Origin of the sequence: Burkholderia sp. Tr-20390 (assembly GCF_017104595.1) — a bacterium.
Classification (GTDB): Bacteria; Pseudomonadota; Gammaproteobacteria; order Burkholderiales; family Burkholderiaceae; genus Burkholderia.
The window spans coordinates 16,827-32,681 of sequence record NZ_JAAGPC010000033.1 but is presented as its reverse complement, the minus strand read 5'-3'; the positions used below and the strand labels follow the sequence as shown (position 1 = coordinate 32,681).

General features: G+C 67.0%; 15 protein-coding genes. 7 read left to right on the top strand and 8 right to left on the bottom strand.

Annotated features, from left to right (window positions below):
• Nucleotides 1-8 precede the first annotated feature (8 nt).
• The 3 genes from G3N98_RS12190 to G3N98_RS12180 form a co-directional block, all read right to left on the bottom strand.
• Entirely contained in the window at nucleotides 9-908 is a 900-nt protein-coding gene (locus G3N98_RS12190) for an SDR family oxidoreductase (protein ID WP_069353672.1), read from the bottom strand.
• 52 nt (nucleotides 909-960) lie between these two features.
• Nucleotides 961-1,698: an SDR family oxidoreductase gene (locus G3N98_RS12185; protein WP_089424951.1), complete on the bottom strand. Its 738-nt coding sequence runs from the start codon at nucleotides 1,696-1,698 to the stop codon at nucleotides 961-963.
• Between the two features lie 158 nt (nucleotides 1,699-1,856).
• On the bottom strand, nucleotides 1,857-2,708 hold the full coding sequence (locus tag G3N98_RS12180; protein ID WP_174975752.1) for an oxidoreductase: 852 nt from the start codon (nucleotides 2,706-2,708) through the stop codon (nucleotides 1,857-1,859).
• A gap of 388 nt (nucleotides 2,709-3,096) precedes the next feature.
• On the opposite strand from G3N98_RS12180, the gene G3N98_RS12175 reads away from it, so the two are divergent.
• Nucleotides 3,097-4,458, top strand: a complete 1,362-nt coding sequence (locus tag G3N98_RS12175) for a helix-turn-helix domain-containing protein (RefSeq protein WP_089472481.1) — start codon at nucleotides 3,097-3,099, stop codon at nucleotides 4,456-4,458.
• 130 nt (nucleotides 4,459-4,588) lie between these two features.
• Here G3N98_RS12175 and lpdA read toward each other — a convergent pair whose 3' ends face one another.
• From lpdA to G3N98_RS12150, 5 genes are all read right to left on the bottom strand, one after another.
• Nucleotides 4,589-5,980, bottom strand: a complete 1,392-nt coding sequence (gene lpdA, locus G3N98_RS12170; RefSeq protein ID WP_206148318.1) for a dihydrolipoyl dehydrogenase — start codon at nucleotides 5,978-5,980, stop codon at nucleotides 4,589-4,591.
• 7 nt (nucleotides 5,981-5,987) lie between these two features.
• Entirely contained in the window at nucleotides 5,988-7,316 is a 1,329-nt protein-coding gene (locus tag G3N98_RS12165) for a dihydrolipoamide acetyltransferase family protein (protein WP_089424948.1), read from the bottom strand.
• A 1-nt stretch (nucleotide 7,317) separates the two neighbouring features.
• Nucleotides 7,318-8,358 (bottom strand): alpha-ketoacid dehydrogenase subunit beta, encoded by a 1,041-nt coding sequence (locus G3N98_RS12160; RefSeq protein WP_089472479.1) that lies wholly within the window; start codon nucleotides 8,356-8,358, stop codon nucleotides 7,318-7,320.
• A gap of 2 nt (nucleotides 8,359-8,360) precedes the next feature.
• Nucleotides 8,361-9,593, bottom strand: coding sequence for a 3-methyl-2-oxobutanoate dehydrogenase (2-methylpropanoyl-transferring) subunit alpha (locus G3N98_RS12155; protein ID WP_089472478.1), 1,233 nt, complete (start codon nucleotides 9,591-9,593; stop codon nucleotides 8,361-8,363).
• A 370-nt stretch (nucleotides 9,594-9,963) separates the two neighbouring features.
• The gene (locus tag G3N98_RS12150) at nucleotides 9,964-10,674 is read right to left on the bottom strand and encodes a response regulator transcription factor (RefSeq protein WP_197523792.1); all 711 of its coding nucleotides are present in this window, start codon (nucleotides 10,672-10,674) and stop codon (nucleotides 9,964-9,966) included.
• A 372-nt stretch (nucleotides 10,675-11,046) separates the two neighbouring features.
• Here G3N98_RS12150 and G3N98_RS12145 point away from each other — a divergent pair, with 372 nt between their 5' ends.
• From G3N98_RS12145 to G3N98_RS12120, 6 genes are read left to right on the top strand one after another with little or no spacing between them, the layout of a single operon-like run.
• A complete protein-coding gene (locus G3N98_RS12145; protein ID WP_206148317.1) occupies nucleotides 11,047-11,685 on the top strand; it encodes an energy transducer TonB in 639 nt (212 codons plus the stop codon).
• 56 nt (nucleotides 11,686-11,741) lie between these two features.
• On the top strand, nucleotides 11,742-12,530 hold the full coding sequence (locus G3N98_RS12140) for a MotA/TolQ/ExbB proton channel family protein (RefSeq protein WP_175240956.1): 789 nt from the start codon (nucleotides 11,742-11,744) through the stop codon (nucleotides 12,528-12,530).
• 3 nt (nucleotides 12,531-12,533) lie between these two features.
• Nucleotides 12,534-12,965, top strand: a complete 432-nt coding sequence (locus G3N98_RS12135; RefSeq protein ID WP_089424941.1) for a biopolymer transporter ExbD — start codon at nucleotides 12,534-12,536, stop codon at nucleotides 12,963-12,965.
• A 28-nt stretch (nucleotides 12,966-12,993) separates the two neighbouring features.
• On the top strand, nucleotides 12,994-13,422 hold the full coding sequence (locus G3N98_RS12130; RefSeq protein ID WP_089424940.1) for a biopolymer transporter ExbD: 429 nt from the start codon (nucleotides 12,994-12,996) through the stop codon (nucleotides 13,420-13,422).
• Between the two features lie 24 nt (nucleotides 13,423-13,446).
• Complete coding sequence (locus G3N98_RS12125; protein WP_206148316.1) at nucleotides 13,447-14,808, top strand: MFS transporter; 1,362 nt, start codon at nucleotides 13,447-13,449, stop codon at nucleotides 14,806-14,808.
• Nucleotides 14,801-15,850, top strand: coding sequence for a dipeptide epimerase (locus tag G3N98_RS12120; protein WP_206148315.1), 1,050 nt, complete (start codon nucleotides 14,801-14,803; stop codon nucleotides 15,848-15,850). The genes G3N98_RS12125 and G3N98_RS12120 overlap by 8 nt, the downstream gene beginning before the upstream one ends.
• Nucleotides 15,851-15,855 lie beyond the last annotated feature (5 nt).

Below are 15,855 nucleotides of genomic sequence, written 5' to 3'. Positions count from 1 at the left end.
CCGGCGCGTCACGCATTCGCTTTCGGCTGCAGCAGGTCGGACAGGCCGACGCGATGCAGCATCTCCGCACGCACGCGGTCGAGCACCGCGAAGCCGACAGCCGCGCCGTCCTGCGTCGGATCGATGTGCACGCGGAACGGACGCTTGCCGAACGGCATGCCCACGATGTCGACGATCGCACGTGCCACCTCGCTTGCATCGGCGTCGGCCGGCACGATGTCCGCAAACGCCTTCAGCACCTGCTCGCCGAAGCCCGCATACGGCCCCGCATCGTATTCGGCCGCACGCGACGCGTCGGCCGGCGCGCCCGCATGCGCGAAATGGTTGGTGCCGCCGGTAAATGCGCCCGGCACGACGATCGACGTCTCGATGCCCCAGCGCGACAGCTCGCGCGCATACTGCACCGCGATCGCATCCATTGCGGCCTTCGCCGCGAAATACGGCGCCAGGTACGGCGGCGTGCCGCCCGCCGAGCTGCTGCTGGAGACCCAGAGCAGCAGGCCTCGGGCGCTTTTCCGCATATGCGGCAACACCGCGCGGTTCACGCGCTGCGTGCTCAGCACGTTCACGTCGTACAGGTGCGCATACTGCTCCGGCGTAAACGCTTCGGCGGGACCGAACACCATGTGCCCCGCGTTGTGCACCAGCACGTCGATGCGGCCGGCCTCGGCGATCACGCTGGCGACGCCGGCGTCGACGGAATCCTGCGACTGCACGTCGATCTCGACGGTGCGCAGATCGATGCCCTGCGCTTTCGACTGCGCGGCCATCTGCGCGACGACCGGCGCATTGCGTCCGGCCGTATCGCGCATCGACGCGAACACGGTGTGGCCGGCCGCCGCCAGCGCTTCGGCCGTCAGGCGGCCGAAGCCGCTCGACGCACCGGTAATGAGAATGGTTTTGCCCATGACGATGCTCCTTGATTGACGACTGCGATCCTTCGATACGAACCGTGCGGACTCAAACCATCCCGCCGTTGCTGCGCAGCACCTGCCCGTTGATCCAGCCGCCGTCCGGACCAACGAGGAACGCGACCGCGTTCGCGATATCGGCCGGTGTACCGAGACGCTCCAGCGGATTCATCTTCGACAGGCGCTCGATCAGCTCCGCCGACTTGCCGTTCAGGAACAGGTCGGTCGCGGTCGGCCCCGGCGCGACGGCGTTGACGGTGATCGAGCGACCGCGCAGCTCCTTGGACAGGATGCCCGTCATCGCTTCGACCGCTGCCTTGGTGGCCGTATAGACGCCGTACGTCTCGGGCCTCAGTCCGACCACGCTGCTCGACAGGTTGACGATGCGCCCGCCGTTGCGCAGCCGGCGCGCCGCCGCGCGCAGCGTGTTGAACGTCCCCTTCAGGTTGATGGCGATCTGCGTGTCGAACAGCGCGTCGTCGCTATCGACCAGTGGCGCCAGCTTCATGATTCCGGCGTTGTTCACCAGCACGTCGACGCCGCCGAACTTCGCTTCGGCCACATCGAACAGCCGCGCCACGGCAGCCGGATCGCTGACGTCCGCCTGGACCGCGACCGCCCGCCCGCCCTCGCCCGCGAGATCGCTCGCCAGTTCCTCGGCCTCGCTCGCCTTGCCTGCGTAATTGATGACGACGGCCAGCCCGTCGTCCACCAGGCGCCGCGCGATTGCCGCGCCGATACCTCGCGATGCGCCGGTCACGATCGCCACGCTTGTTCGATTGTTCATGTCTGCTTCTCCACGGTTTCGCGTCCAGCGCATCCGGACGCATGCCTGGCCCGCGCGATATCGATCGCGACGAGGGCCGATTCACGACGATTCCTTCCCGTTACTTAGCACACCGATACTATTGATCCGGACCTTACCCGAACGAACCGGATACCCGCTCAGTCGCGCTGAGTCGATCGCGACACGGTTTCCCATGCGCGGATATCACGCTCGATCGATTCGGCTCGGCCGAGCATCGTTCCCACCGCATCGGCACCAAGCGCGAGATGGACCGGCGGCTTCTCCGCCTTGAGGATATCGACGATCGCCTGTGCGCCCTTTTCCGGCACATTGGGCTGCTTGCCTTGCAGTTGGCCGATGAATCCGCGGAACTGGCCGGCCGGCGTGTCCGCGTAGTCGTCGATCCGGTTCGACGTATACGCCAGCGAACGTCCGGCGAACTGGGTTTCGAAAATGCCGATCGTCAGCACCGTCACATGAATGCCGAGCGGTGCGAGCTCGCCGGCCAACGCCTCGCCGAGCACGCCGGTCGCGGCCTTGGCCGCGGCGTACACGCCCAGCCCCGGGTAGCCCGCGAACCCGGCGATCGACGAGAACTGCACGATGTGCCCCGAGCGCTGGCGGCGCATGGTGGGCAAGACCGCATGGATCAGGCGCAACCCGCCGAAAAAATTCACGTCGAAGATCTGCTGCGCATCGGCTTCGGTCGTCTCCTCGACCGCGCCGACCGTGCCGACGCCAGCATTGTTGGCGAGCACGTCGATCCGGCCGAACTGCTCGATCACACGCTGCACGCCCGCCGCTACCGTGTCGGGCTGCGTGATGTCCATCAGGACACCGAGCGCACGCCCGGGCGCAAGCCGTTCGAATTCGGCGACCTGCTCCGCTCCGCGTACGGTGCCCGCGACCCGCGCGCCTTCTGCGAGCAGCCGTTGCGCCAGTTCGCGACCGAGACCGGACGAGACGCCAGTGATCAATACGACCTTGTCTGCCATCGATGCTGTGTTCATTCGAAAACTCCGGATCACTGAAAATATTGGGATGGATCGAGTGTAGTCGAGCCGATGGCGCGAATGAACGGGGCGCGTCGAGATGCACTATCCACGATTGACTAACAATCGGTTCAACCATATTAGCGTTCCGACCGTGCCGGTTCTTTCAAGAATGCGTACCGGAAAAATGAAAATCCGGAAGCCGGCCGAGCGGACACATCGACGTTGCCGCGCGGTGTTTCATCAGACAACACGGGCCTTCCGCGTGCAGCCGCCCGTTTGACAATTCTTGACGCACGGTGCGCCGGCAAGGTGCAATAGTGGGCACGCACGCCGGTTGCGTGCGTCCCGTCACACCGCCGCCGGCATCGAGTCGCGCCGGCATCCGTTCGGAGTGGAAACCAGCATGAGCGACCCGCTTCACAGGACGCACCGGTTTCGCAGCGACGACCCCGACGAAGTGTCCGATTTCATCGGCACGATCTATGCCGACAACCAGTTCACGGCGCAGCACGCGGTTCGTCGGAATGTCAGCATGACGGGACATGAATGGAACGGCATCGGCGTCTACGACGTCGACTACCTGATGCCTTTTCACTTCCGCTCGAACGATGCGCGTCCGAACTACCTGTTCCTGTCCTGCCGTCGTGGCCACGCTCGTTACGAAAGCAACGGTGACGATGCGGCCTGCACGACGGGTGACGTCATGCCGATTTCGTCGACTGGCCACTCGTTCTGCACGACGGGGGGCGACGGATTCGGCCATCTGTCGGTCATCATCGATGCGGACCGGGTCAACCGCTTTCTCGCACAATGGATTGGCCGGCCGGGGCTCGAGCCGGTCGAGTTCGGGCTGACACCGGTCTCGCCCGAGCTGCGGATGCAATGGAATGCCGCGGCCGGTTGCCTGCGCCGGATGATCAGGATGTCGCCCATTCCCGGCGTCGCCGTCGACGCGTTGCTCGAACACATGCTGAAGATCATGGTGGCCGGCCACGCGAACAACCACGGCGCGCTGTTCGACCGCGACCATTGCACGCCCGAACACCAGACTCGCATGGCAATCCACATGCTCGAGGACGCGCCGCTGCGGTGGAAAACGCTCGGCGCGATCGCGCACGTGCTCGGCTGCGCGACCGAGGCGCTGGAGCACGGCATCCGCCGCCTGACAGGCCGGTCATCGACCGAACTGCGCAACGAAGCGCGCTTTCGCCACGTGAACCGCGCGCTCGCGCGAGGCGACGGGCCGGATTTCGATGCGACGTTGCATGCGCATGGATTCTCGATCACGGCGCGCTTCATTCGGGAGTACTACCGTCGCTTCGGCGAACCGCCCGGCGCCACCTACCGGCGAAACCCGCACGCCGCCGATCAGCCGTTGACAGCCGACGCCGCCAGCGCGCCGCTGTGCGCACAGACGATCAACCGGTTCATCGATGCGTCGCTGGAAAGCCGTATCGACACGGCCGACCTCTGCCGACTGGTTGGCATGAGCGAGCGCGCGACGATCGACGCATTCAGGATGCAGTTTTCCCGCACGCCGGCGCAATACATCATCGAGCGGCGGCTGGAACGCGCACGCCTGCTGCTCGAACATACGTCGGACAGCATCCTGTCGATCGCACTGGACTGCGGATTCGGCACGCAAAGCTACCTGTCGACCGCGATTCGGCGGCACTTCGGCGTAACGCCGCGGGAATTGAGGATGCGGGCGGCATCCGCCGGCCGCAGCAGGACGGACGACGGTCAATACGATCCGGAGGACTAGGCGAAACCCGGAGCACCGGCATCGCAGCGTGCCGGATATCGAATGAACGTGTCTGCCGTCTACCTGTCGTAAATATCGCCGCGGATACGCGCGTTGCGCATCCGCGGCGCTTTTTCAGGAGGCTCGCCCGTCACACATGCACCGCGTGCCCAAGCGCACGCAGCGCGGCCTCCTGCAGCGCTTCGCCGAGCGTCGGGTGCGCATGGATCGTGCCGCCGATATCCTCCAGCCGCGCGCCCATCTCCAGCGACTGCGAGAACGCGGCAGCCAGCTCCGACACGCCGCGCCCGACCGCCTGCCAACCGACGATCAGGTGGTTGTCGCGCCGCGCGACGACACGCACGAAGCCGTCGGTCGCCTGCAGCGTCATCGCGCGCCCGTTCGCCGCGAACGGGAACGACGCGCTCACGCAGTCGACATCGGCCGCCCGCGCGTCGTCCGGCGACCAGCCGGCCGTGACGATCTCCGGATCGGTGAAGCACACGGCCGGGATCGATGCGGGCACGAACTTGCGGCGCTTGCCGGCGATCAGCTCGGCCACCATCTCGCCCTGCGCCATCGCGCGATGCGCGAGCATCGGCTCGCCGGCGACGTCGCCGATCGCCCAGACGTTGCGCATCGACGTCCGGCACTCGTCGTCGATCCACAGCGCGCGGCCGTTGCGATCGAGCGGCAGCGACTCGAGCCCGAAGCCGTCGACGCGCGGCCGGCGCCCCACCGCCACCAGCACGCGGTCGGCCTGCAGCGTCTGCTCCGCGCCATCGGCGGCCTGCACGCGCACCGCGCCGTGCTCCGCGAGCCCGAGCACCTTGTGGCCGAGCAACAGCCGCACGCCCAGCCGCGCGAGCGAATCGGCAACCGGCCGCGCGAGTTCGGCATCGTACGCGGGCAACACGCGCTCCGCCGCTTCGACCACGCTCACGTCGACGCCGAGCTTGCGATAGACGATCCCGAGTTCGAGCCCGATATACCCGGCCCCGACGACGACCAGCCGCTTCGGCAACGTCTCGGGCGACAGCGCCTCGGTGGACGACACGACATGCCCGCCGAACGGCATCGACGGCAGCGCGACCGGCTCGGAGCCGGTCGCGAGCAACAGGTGCTCGCAGCTGATGCGCGTCGTATGGCCGCCGCCGACGACGTCGACGGTCTTGCCGTCGACCACCTGCGCATCGCCGTGCAGCACGCGCACGCCGTTCTTCTTGAGCAGCGCGCCGACCCCGCGCGTCAGCCGGTCGACGATGCCGTCCTTCCAGGCGACGCTTTTCGCGATGTCGATCTCGGGCGTGCGCACGCGGATCCCGAGTGCGCCCTCGCCCGCGTGGCCGCGGGCCTGTTCGAATGCATCGGCCACGTGGATCAGCGCCTTCGACGGAATGCAGCCGATGTTCAGGCACGTGCCGCCGAGCCGGTCGCGCTCGACGATCACGGTCGGAATGCCGAGCTGGCCGGCGCGAATCGCGGCGACGTAGCCGCCCGGGCCGCCGCCGATCACCAGCAGCGTGGTGTGTTCGTTCTTCATTGCGTGATCACTCCACGAACAGCAGTGCCGGGCGCTCGAGCACCGCACGCACGGCCTGGATGAATTCGGCCGCATCCGCGCCATCGACGACGCGATGGTCGAACGACGACGACAGGTTCATCATCTTGCGCGCGACGACCGCGCCGTCGCGGATCATCGGCCGCTCGACGATCCGGTTCACGCCGACGATGCCGACTTCCGGATGATTGATGACCGGCGTCGACACGATGCCGCCGAGCGCGCCGAGGCTCGAGATCGTGATCGTCGAGCCGCTCAGCTCGTCGCGCTGCGCGCGGTTCGCGCGCACTGCGTCGGCAAGCCGCGCGATCTCGGCGGAAATCGACCACACGTCGCGCGCTTCCGCATGACGCAGCACGGGCACCGTGAGACCGCCGTCCGTCTGTGTCGCGACGCCCATGTGCACCGCGCCGTAGCGCGTGACGACACCCGCTTCGTCGTCGAAACGCGCATTGATCTGCGGGAAGTCGCGCAACGCGATCACCATCGCGCGGATCAGCAGCGGCAGCGGCGTGAGCTTGCCGCGCGTGTCGCCGTGGCGGCGATTCAGTTCCGTGCGCAACGATTCGAGCTCGGTGACGTCGATCTCCTCGACGTAGCTGAAGTGCGGAATACGGCGCTTCGCTTCCTGCATCTTGCGTGCGATCGCGCGCCGCAGGCCGATCACCGGTACGTCGGTTTCGTCGTTGCGTTCGGCGTAGCCATGCGCGTGCGATCCGCGCGCCGCACCGCTGCCGGTACCCGCATACGCATCGAGGTCCGCGTGCAGGATCCGCCCTGCTTCACCGGTGCCGCGCACATAGCGCAGCTCGATGCCCATGTCCCATGCGCGCTGGCGCACGGCCGGCGACGCGAGCGGCCGTTCGCCCGGCGCGAGCGCCGCGCGCGGCGGTTCCACTTTCTCCGCATGCCCGGCATGCTTCGCACGACGCGGCTCTGCCGGTGCGTGCTTCGCGGCCGGCTTGGCGGACGATTCGGCCGGCGCCTCGACCACCGACTTCGACGGCGCCGAAGCGACCGGTGCGGTTGCTACCTTTGATTCCCGCACCGGTGCGCCGGCCTTCAGGTTGCCGTCGCCTTCGACCTCGAGGCGAATCAGCTCGCTGCCGACCGCCATCATCTCGCCGATCCGGCCGCCGAGCTCGATCACCTTGCCCGTCACCGGCGACGGAATCTCGACCGCCGCCTTGTCGGTCATCACATCGGCGAGCGGCTGGTCTTCCTTGATCGTCTGCCCGACTTCCACGTGCCAGGCCACCAGCTCGACCTCGGCAATCCCTTCGCCGATATCCGGCATCTTGATGACATGAATCCCCATCTCACGCCTCCATCACGCGTCGCAACGCTTCACCGACCCGGGCCGGGCCCGGAAAGTACGCCCACTCCTGCGCATGCGGATACGGCGTATCCCAGCCCGTCGTGCGCTCGACCGGTGCCTCGAGGTGGTAGAAGCAATGTTCCTGGACCAGCGACACCAGTTCCGCACCGTAACCGCAGGTGCGCGTCGCCTCGTGCACCACGACGCAGCGCCCGGTCTTGCGCACCGACGCGACGATCGTGTCGAGGTCGAGCGGCCACAGCGTGCGCAGGTCGATCACCTCCGCGTCGATGCCCGTCTCCTCGGCCGCGGCGAGCGACACGTGCACCGTCGTGCCGTAGGTCAGCACCGTCACGTCGTTGCCTGGCCGCACCACGGCGGCCGTATCGAGCGGCACCGTGTAGTAGCCTTCGGGCACCGCGCTGGCCGGATGCTTGAGCCACGACGTGACCGGCCGGTCGTGATGGCCGTCGAACGGCCCGTTGTACAGCCGTTTCGGCTCGAGGAAGATCACCGGATCGTCGTTCTCGATCGAGGCGATCAGCAGCCCCTTCGCGTCGTACGGATTCGACGGCATCACCGTGCGCAGCCCGCACACCTGCGTGAACATCGCCTCCGGGCTCTGGCTGTGCGTCTGGCCGCCGTAGATGCCGCCGCCGCAGGGCATGCGGATCGTCATCGGCGCGATGAACTGGCCGGCCGAGCGATAGCGCAGCCGCGCACCTTCCGACACGATCTGGTCGGACGCCGGGTAGAAATAGTCGGCGAACTGGATCTCGCACACCGGGCGCAGCCCGTATGCGCCCATCCCCACCGCCGCGCCGACGATCCCGCTTTCGGAGATCGGCGCGTCGAACACGCGCGACTTGCCGTATTTGTTCTGCAGTCCTTCGGTACAGCGGAACACGCCGCCGAAATAACCGACGTCCTGCCCGAACACGACCACGTTGCTGTCGCGCCCGAGCATCACGTCCATCGCCGAGCGCAGCGCCTGGATCATCGTCATCGGCTGCGTTGCCGTGCCTGTCTCGTGTTGCGCCATGATCACGCTCCCAGTTCCTGGCGCTGACGGCGCAGGTGCGCGGGCAGCTCCTTGTACACGTCGTCGAACATCGACGCCGGCGACGGAATCCGGTCGTCGGCCAGCGTGCCGAATTTCTCCGCTTCCTTCTGCGCGGCGATCACCTCGGCCTCGAGCTCGGCCGTCAACGCTTCGTGCGCGCTGTCGGACCAGATGCCCTTGACGATCAGGTGGCGCTTGAAGCGTTCGATCGGATCGCCGAGCGGGAAATGGGACCAGTCGTCGCTCGGCCGGTACTTGGTCGGGTCGTCGGACGTCGAATGCGCGCCCGCACGGTAGGTCACCCACTCGATCAGCGTCGGGCCGAGATTGCGGCGCGCGCGTTCGGCCGCCCAGCTCGACGCCGCGTAGATCGCGAGGAAGTCGTTGCCGTCGACGCGCAGCGACGCGATCCCGCAGCCGACGCCGCGCCCGGCGAAGGTCGTGCCTTCGCCGCCCGCGATCGCCTGGAACGTCGAGATCGCCCACTGGTTGTTGACGACGTTCAGCACGACCGGCGCGCGGTACACGTGCGCGAACGTGAGCGCGGTATGGAAGTCGGATTCGGCCGTCGCGCCGTCACCGATCCACGCGGACGCGATCTTCGTGTCGCCCTTGATCGCCGACGCCATCGCCCAGCCGACCGCCTGGATGAACTGCGTCGCGAGGTTGCCGGAGATGGAGAAGAAGCCCGCGTCGCGATCCGAGTACATCACGGGGAGCTGGCGGCCTTTCAGCGGGTCGCCTTCGTTCGACATCAGCTGGCAGATCATCCGTTCGAGCGGGACGTCGCGCGTGATCAGGATGCTCTGCTGCCGGTAGGTCGGGAAGCACATGTCGCCGTCGCGCAGCGCCATCGTGTGCGCGGTGCCGATCGCCTCTTCGCCGAGGCTCAACATGTAGAAGGAGATTTTCTTCTGACGCTGCGCGATCATCATGCGCGCGTCGAAAATGCGGGTCTTGAGCATCGCGCGCAGGCCGGCGACCAGCCGCGCATCGTCGAGATCCGGTGCCCACGGGCCGACGGCCTTGCCGCTGTCGTCGAGCACGCGCACGAGGCTGCGGGCGAGATCGGCGGTGTCCGCCGCGGCAACGTCGATCGGCGGGCGGCGAACGGCGCCGGCCGGCGATAGATGCAGATAGGAAAAGTCCGTCTTGCAGCCCGGGCGCCCGGTGGGCTCCGGCACATGCAGACGCAATGGCTCTGACAGGCTCATCGTGTCGTCTCCACGCTCGATTGTGTCTCACGCTGATTGGGAACGCGCGACCGGTTGCCGGCCTGCGCGCGAGCTGGCGTGCGGATAGGCACGTCAACCTTGGAAATCTATGCCTTGCGGCGGCGGACGTCGATGCCCAAGCCGCTCGATTGCGGTGAGCAGATTTGCCATGTCGGAAGCCGGACGGCCAGCAGGCGGGGCCGCCGCGGCGGGTGGACACGCGTGGCCGTGCCGCTTCGAACCGGGTCCGGACGGGAATTTGCCGGCGTCGCCGCGGCCGCATACCGAATGCGTCGGACGATATCGCCCGCCTGCCGATGACGCGGGAGACAGCCGATCCCGGGCGGGATGCCACGATCGGCACGCAACCCTAACGATGACCGACATCCAGCATGTACCCTTCCCCGCGAATCGTGCGAATCAGGCGCGGCTCCTTGATGTCCTCGCGCAACTTCTGACGCAAGCGTGATATCTGCACGTCGATGCTGCGGTCGAACGTGTCGATCGACTTGCCGCGCGCGGTATCCATCAGGTATTCGCGGCTCAGTACACGCCCCGGCGCGGCGAGGAACGCATTGAGCAGGCGAAATTCCGCGTTCGACAACGGAATGACCGTGTTGTCGGCCGCAATCAGGTGGCGGCCGATCTGGTGAAGCCGCCATCCGGCGAAGCGGCTTTCCTCCTGCGCCCGCGTCCGGCCCTGCGTTTGCGCACGCACGCGGCGCAGGATCGTCTGGATGCGCGCGACCAGTTCGCGCGGCTCGAACGGCTTGACGATATAGTCGTCGGCGCCCAGTTCCAGCCCGACGATCCGGTCGGTCATCTCGCCGCGCGCGGTCAGGATGATCAACGGGATTTCCGACGTCGCACGAATCTCGCGGCAGAGATTGAGGCCGTCGTCGTCCGGCAGCATCAGGTCGAGCACCACGAGATCGAAGCCGCCCTCCCCGAGCGCGTGATGCATTTCCGCGCCGCTGCCGGCTTGCGCGGTCGTCATGCCGAAGTCTGCCAGGCAGTCGCACAACAGGCTGCGAATCTGCGAGTCGTCGTCGACGACGAGAATACGAATCGCTTTGTTCACGGCGTCTTGTCTCCGATGTTGCGGCGGTGAGATGTGCCTCACTCATTATTGCCCGTCAATATAAGGGCTTTTTGCACGAATTGTTGCAGCGTTGAAATAATTGCTCCCGCACCTTGCCCCACAAGGTCGTCCGGAACGATCGGGATGCCTGACGAGCGTTCACGTCATGGATAACCCGCCCGGTATTTTCCCGAAGAGACGCCGCTCGGCATCGTCCGCCTTCGCCGCTCCGTCTGGTTTCTCGACTCCCGCCGCGACAAGGCCCATCCGGAAAGACTTTGTATCAGCGCCGATACAAAGCCGATATGAACCAGAAATGCCCGGGTTTTAACGTGGCTCCCAAGTCACATCGACGCAGGAGACACGCGGGACATGAACTACGCACAACCCAAGCCACCTGTCCGGCGCATTGGCGGCATCGCCTTCGTGGTCGGATTGCATGCGGTGATCGTCTACGCACTGCTCACCGGTCTCGCGACGAAAGTCGTGGACGTGATTCGTCAGCCGATCGAGACGCGCATCATCGAAGAGATCAAGCCGCCGCCCCCTCCTCCACCACCGCCGAAGCACATCGCACCGCCGCCGCCGAAGCACGTCGCGCCCCCGCCGCCGTTCGTGCCGCCCCCGGAAGTGCGCGTCGCGGCACCGCCGTCGCCGAACGCGATCGCCGCGCCGTCGACCACGCCCGCGCCGTCGGCCCCCGTCGCGCCGCCCGCGCCACCCGCTCCTGCGGCGCCGGTGTCGACAAGCGTCGGCGTGGTGTGTCCCAACTCGACGCAGGTCCGCGCCGCCATTCGCTATCCGCGTGAAGCGCTCAAGGACAACCTGACCGGCGACGTCGTCGTGTCGTTCGTGGTCGGCACCGACGGCAACGTCAAGGACCTGAGCGTGACCCGGTCGGCCGCGCCCGTTCTCGACCGGGCCGCGGAAAACGCCGTGCGGCAGTTCCACTGCGTCGCACAGGGCGAGGAAGTCCGCGTGCAGGTGCCCTTCTCTTTCAAGCTCGATTGAGGCTGCCCTCGACAGCCGTTCCCTTTCCACTTGGCAACGCATTTCAGGAGACATTCATGCTCAACCGAACCCGCAAGGCCGCCCTCGCGACGGCACTGTTCCTCGCGGCCAGCGCCGCCCACGCCGCCACCGACACGGTGACGAATCCCTATGGTCTCGATGCGCTCTGGAAAGGCGGGGATTTCATTGCACGAGGCACGCTGCTCATCCTGGTCGTCATGTCCATGGGCAGCTGGTACATCATCGTCGCGAAACTGCTCGAGCAAACGCGCGTGCTGCGCCGCGCGAAGGCGGCGGAGGCGGGATTCTGGAAAGCAGGCAGTCTCAGCGAAGGCACGAAAAAACTGGATGCCGGCAGCCCGTTCCGCTTCATCGCCGAGACAGGTCTCGCGGCGTTCGACCATCACGAAGGCGCGCTGGTCGAACAGGTCGACCTCAACCAGTGGGTCGCGGCGGCCATCGAGCGGGCGACCACATCCGTCTCGAGCCGCCTGCAGGACGGCCTCGCGTTTCTCGGCACCGTCGGTTCGACCGCGCCGTTCATTGGCCTGTTCGGCACGGTGTGGGGCATCTATCACGCGCTGACGGCGATCGGCATCGCGGGCCAGGCCTCCATCGACAAGGTCGCGGGGCCGGTCGGCGAAGCGCTGATCATGACGGCCATCGGCCTGGCCGTCGCGGTGCCCGCCGTGCTCGGCTACAACTGGCTCGTGCGCCGCAACAAGGCGGTGATGGAGCGCGTGCGCGGGTTTTCGACGGAACTGCACATCGTCATCCTGACCGGCACGACCACGGCCGGGGCCGCCGCCGCGACCAAGGCCGCCGCCCTCACCCGCGTGGGGTGAGCCATGGCCATGACCGTGGGCCCCCGCGACGGCGCCGAGCACGACGAGACCATGTCGTCCATCAACACGACGCCGCTGGTCGACGTGATGCTGGTGCTGCTGATCATCTTCCTCATCACGATTCCGGTGGTCTCGCACACCGTGCCGGTCACGCTGCCCAAGGAGGCCGTGCAGCCGCTGCAAACGACGCCGCAGAACGTGATTCTCGCCGTGACGAAAGAAGGCGACGTGTTCTGGGACGAACGGCGCGTGCCCGATGCCGCCACGCTCGTCGAGAAACTCAAGGCGGTTGCCGTGCAGTCGCCGCAACCCGAAGTCCACATCCGTGGCGATCTCGACGCACGCTACGCCGCCATCGGCCGGGTCGTGTCTGCCTGCCAGCGGGCGGGCATCGTCAAGGTCGACTTCATCACCGAACCGCCGCCGCGCCAATGATCCCTTCATACCGACCAGGAGACCCGACATGGCCATGACGATGCCCACCGGCAACGCCGACGAAGCCGACGTGATGATCGAGATCAACACCACGCCGCTCATCGACGTGATGCTGGTCCTGCTCATCATGCTGATCCTCACCATTCCGATCCAGACGAACGCGGTCAAGCTGGACATGCCGACCGGCGCGCCGCCGTCGCAACCGCGGACACCGCCGGTGGTGCAGATCGATATCGCAGCCGACGGCGCCATCGCATGGAACGGCGAGACGCTGCGTTCGCGCGAGCAACTGGAAACGCGCTTGCACGACGTCGCCGTCGACCCCGCGCCGACCGAACTGCATTTGCGGCCCGACAAGGCGGCGCCTTACCGCGCCGTCGCCATGGTCATGGCGTCCGCGCAGCGGCTCGGCGCGAACCGCATCGGGCTCGTGGGCAACGAGCAGTTCATGCAGTAACCGCCTTCTCATCACGGAGCCCTCATGTTCGACTCCAACCCCGACGTGCTCGCCCCCGTGGCGGCCTCGAGGCCGCCATCGGATTCACCGGCCGGGCCACGCGCCTGGTTCGGTCTCGCGATTCTCGTGATCGTGGCGTTCTTCGCGTTCGTCGACCGTCAGATGCTGATCCTGCTGACGGAACCCATCCGCCACGATTTCGGGCTGACCGACACGCAAATCGGCCTGATGCAAGGCGCAGGCATCGCCCTGTTCGCCGGCGTGGCGTCGTTGCCGATCGGCTGGGTCGCCGATCGCGTGGATCGCCGTGTCGTGCTGGTCGCGTGCGTCCTCGTCTGGAGCGCCGCCACCGCGATCTGCGGCATGACCACCCACTTCTGGCAGTTGTTCATCGCCACCGTCGGGCTGGGGATCGGCGAAGCCGGACTGGTGCCGGTGATCTACGGCCTGATTCCCGATCTGTTCCCTGCGCGCCAGCGCGTGCTCGCCAATGCGATCTTCGCGCTCGCCAACCTGTTGGGATCAGGGGCGGGGATGGCGCTCGGCGGCGCACTGATGCACGGCATCGCGGCGGCGCACAGCGCGTTGCCGGCGGGACTCGCCGATCTCGAACCGTGGCGACTCGCGTTCTTTGCCGTTGCGTTGCCCGCCCCCGTGCTGGCCGTGCTGGTTCTGCTCATTCGCCCCGGCAAGCACGGCGATACGGAAGCAGCCACCGCGCGTCACCGGACTTCCGCGCCGCTGCCGTCCGCACCGGTCTACTTCCGGCGCGAAGCCCTCATGATGCTCAAGTTCTTCGGCGCCATCGGGCTGGTCAACCTGTCGTTCGGCGGTGTCGCGACATGGATGCCGGTCGTGGCGGTGCGAACCTTCGGCGCGACACCGGCTGAAGCCGGCGGCGGCATGGGCGTGGCGGCAATGGCCGGCGGCATCGCGGGTTGCGTGCTCAGCGGACTCGTTGCCGGCCGCATGCGAGCGCGCTTCGGCGTGCTCGCGCCATTGCGCGTGTGTGAATGTGGCGCGCTGGTCGCCGGCGGCCTATCCTTCCTCTATCTGGCCGTGGGTTCGCTGACGCCGGTCTACGCCCTCTTCGGCGCACAGCTCGCCTGCATGGTCGCGGGCATGGTGCTGTTTCCCACCCTCATGCAGAACATCTGCCCTGCCCACCTGCGCTCGCGCGTGGCGGCGATCGGCGCCCTGACGTCGATCGTCGTGCAGTCCGGCAGCCCCGTGTTCATCGGGTTCATGTCGGATCGTCTGCATGCGTTCAGCCAGGGCTTGCTGTGGTCGATCGTCTGCGTGGCGGCGTTCGGCTTCTTTGCCGCCTGCCTGTTGATGCGCACGGCGGGCCGCGGTGTGCGCGACGCAATCGAACGCTATGCGTGATTCCCTTCCTCCTTCCGCTCCCATGTCACCCCGCCCGCTCTCACTCTCACTGCGTATCGAACGTTGGCCGTTGGCTGCTCCGTTCCATATCACCGGCCACGTCATCGACGCCGCTCGCCTCGTGAGCGTGACCGTCGACGACGGGCACCACGCCGGCAACGGCGAAGCCTCCGGGGTCTTTTACCTCGGTGAAACGCCGGAATCCATCGCCGCGCAAATCGAACGCGTCCGACCATCGATTGAAGCGGGCATCACGCGCGCGCGATTGCTCGACGTATTGCCGCCCGGCGGCGCACGCAATGCGGTCGACGCGGCATTGTGGGCGCTCGAATCGCAACGGCAAGCGATGCCTGCCTGGCGCATCGCGGGCCTCTCCGAGCCGCGCCCGTTGCGAACCACGATGACGATCGGCGTGGATACGCCGAGTGCCATGGCCGGTGCCGCGCGGAGATTGCGCCACGCGCGGGCGCTGAAGGTCAAGCTGGACGGCAGCGCCGCCGACGCCGCGCGCCTCTTCGCCATCCGTGACGTGCGCCCGGAAATACCGCTCGCCGTAGACGCGAATCAGGGCTGGTCGCGCGCGCACTTCGACACGATGCTCCCCGTGCTGCAACAGCTTGATGTCGGCATGCTCGAACAGCCGTTTGCGATCGGTGCGGACGCCTGTCTCGAAGCAATCGATTGTCCGGTCCCGCTCGCGGCCGACGAATCGTTTCAGGATCTCGGCGACCTGTCCGCCGTCGCGCGCCGCTACGACATCGTCAACCTCAAGCTGGACAAATGCGGTGGCCTGACGCGCGCGTTCGATCTCGCCGTGCATGTACGCGAAGCGGGCTTGTCCGTGATGGTCGGTTGCATGGCAGGCACCTCGCTGGCGATCGCCCCCGCGTTTCTGCTCGGGCAACTGTGCGATCACGTCGATCTCGACGGACCGATCTTCCTCGCACGCGATCGCGAGCCGGGTGTCGCGTACATCGACGGCCTGCTGCACTGCCCGTCCAACGTCTGGGGCCACGCTGGCCCCCCTGCCTCCTCTCGCTGAGCCAT

Coding starts and splice junctions, on each gene's coding strand:
- lpdA (WP_206148318.1), bottom strand. CDS start 5,980: ATGAAGAACGAACACACCACGCTGCTGGTGATCGGCGGCGGCCCGGGC.
- G3N98_RS12175 (WP_089472481.1), top strand. CDS start 3,097: ATGAGCGACCCGCTTCACAGGACGCACCGGTTTCGCAGCGACGACCCC.
- G3N98_RS12125 (WP_206148316.1), top strand. CDS start 13,447: ATGTTCGACTCCAACCCCGACGTGCTCGCCCCCGTGGCGGCCTCGAGG.
- G3N98_RS12120 (WP_206148315.1), top strand. CDS start 14,801: ATGCGTGATTCCCTTCCTCCTTCCGCTCCCATGTCACCCCGCCCGCTC.
- G3N98_RS12190 (WP_069353672.1), bottom strand. CDS start 908: ATGGGCAAAACCATTCTCATTACCGGTGCGTCGAGCGGCTTCGGCCGC.
- G3N98_RS12160 (WP_089472479.1), bottom strand. CDS start 8,358: ATGGCGCAACACGAGACAGGCACGGCAACGCAGCCGATGACGATGATC.
- G3N98_RS12185 (WP_089424951.1), bottom strand. CDS start 1,698: ATGAACAATCGAACAAGCGTGGCGATCGTGACCGGCGCATCGCGAGGT.
- G3N98_RS12135 (WP_089424941.1), top strand. CDS start 12,534: ATGGCCATGACCGTGGGCCCCCGCGACGGCGCCGAGCACGACGAGACC.
- G3N98_RS12145 (WP_206148317.1), top strand. CDS start 11,047: ATGAACTACGCACAACCCAAGCCACCTGTCCGGCGCATTGGCGGCATC.
- G3N98_RS12130 (WP_089424940.1), top strand. CDS start 12,994: ATGGCCATGACGATGCCCACCGGCAACGCCGACGAAGCCGACGTGATG.
- G3N98_RS12155 (WP_089472478.1), bottom strand. CDS start 9,593: ATGAGCCTGTCAGAGCCATTGCGTCTGCATGTGCCGGAGCCCACCGGG.
- G3N98_RS12140 (WP_175240956.1), top strand. CDS start 11,742: ATGCTCAACCGAACCCGCAAGGCCGCCCTCGCGACGGCACTGTTCCTC.
- G3N98_RS12180 (WP_174975752.1), bottom strand. CDS start 2,708: ATGAACACAGCATCGATGGCAGACAAGGTCGTATTGATCACTGGCGTC.
- G3N98_RS12165 (WP_089424948.1), bottom strand. CDS start 7,316: ATGGGGATTCATGTCATCAAGATGCCGGATATCGGCGAAGGGATTGCC.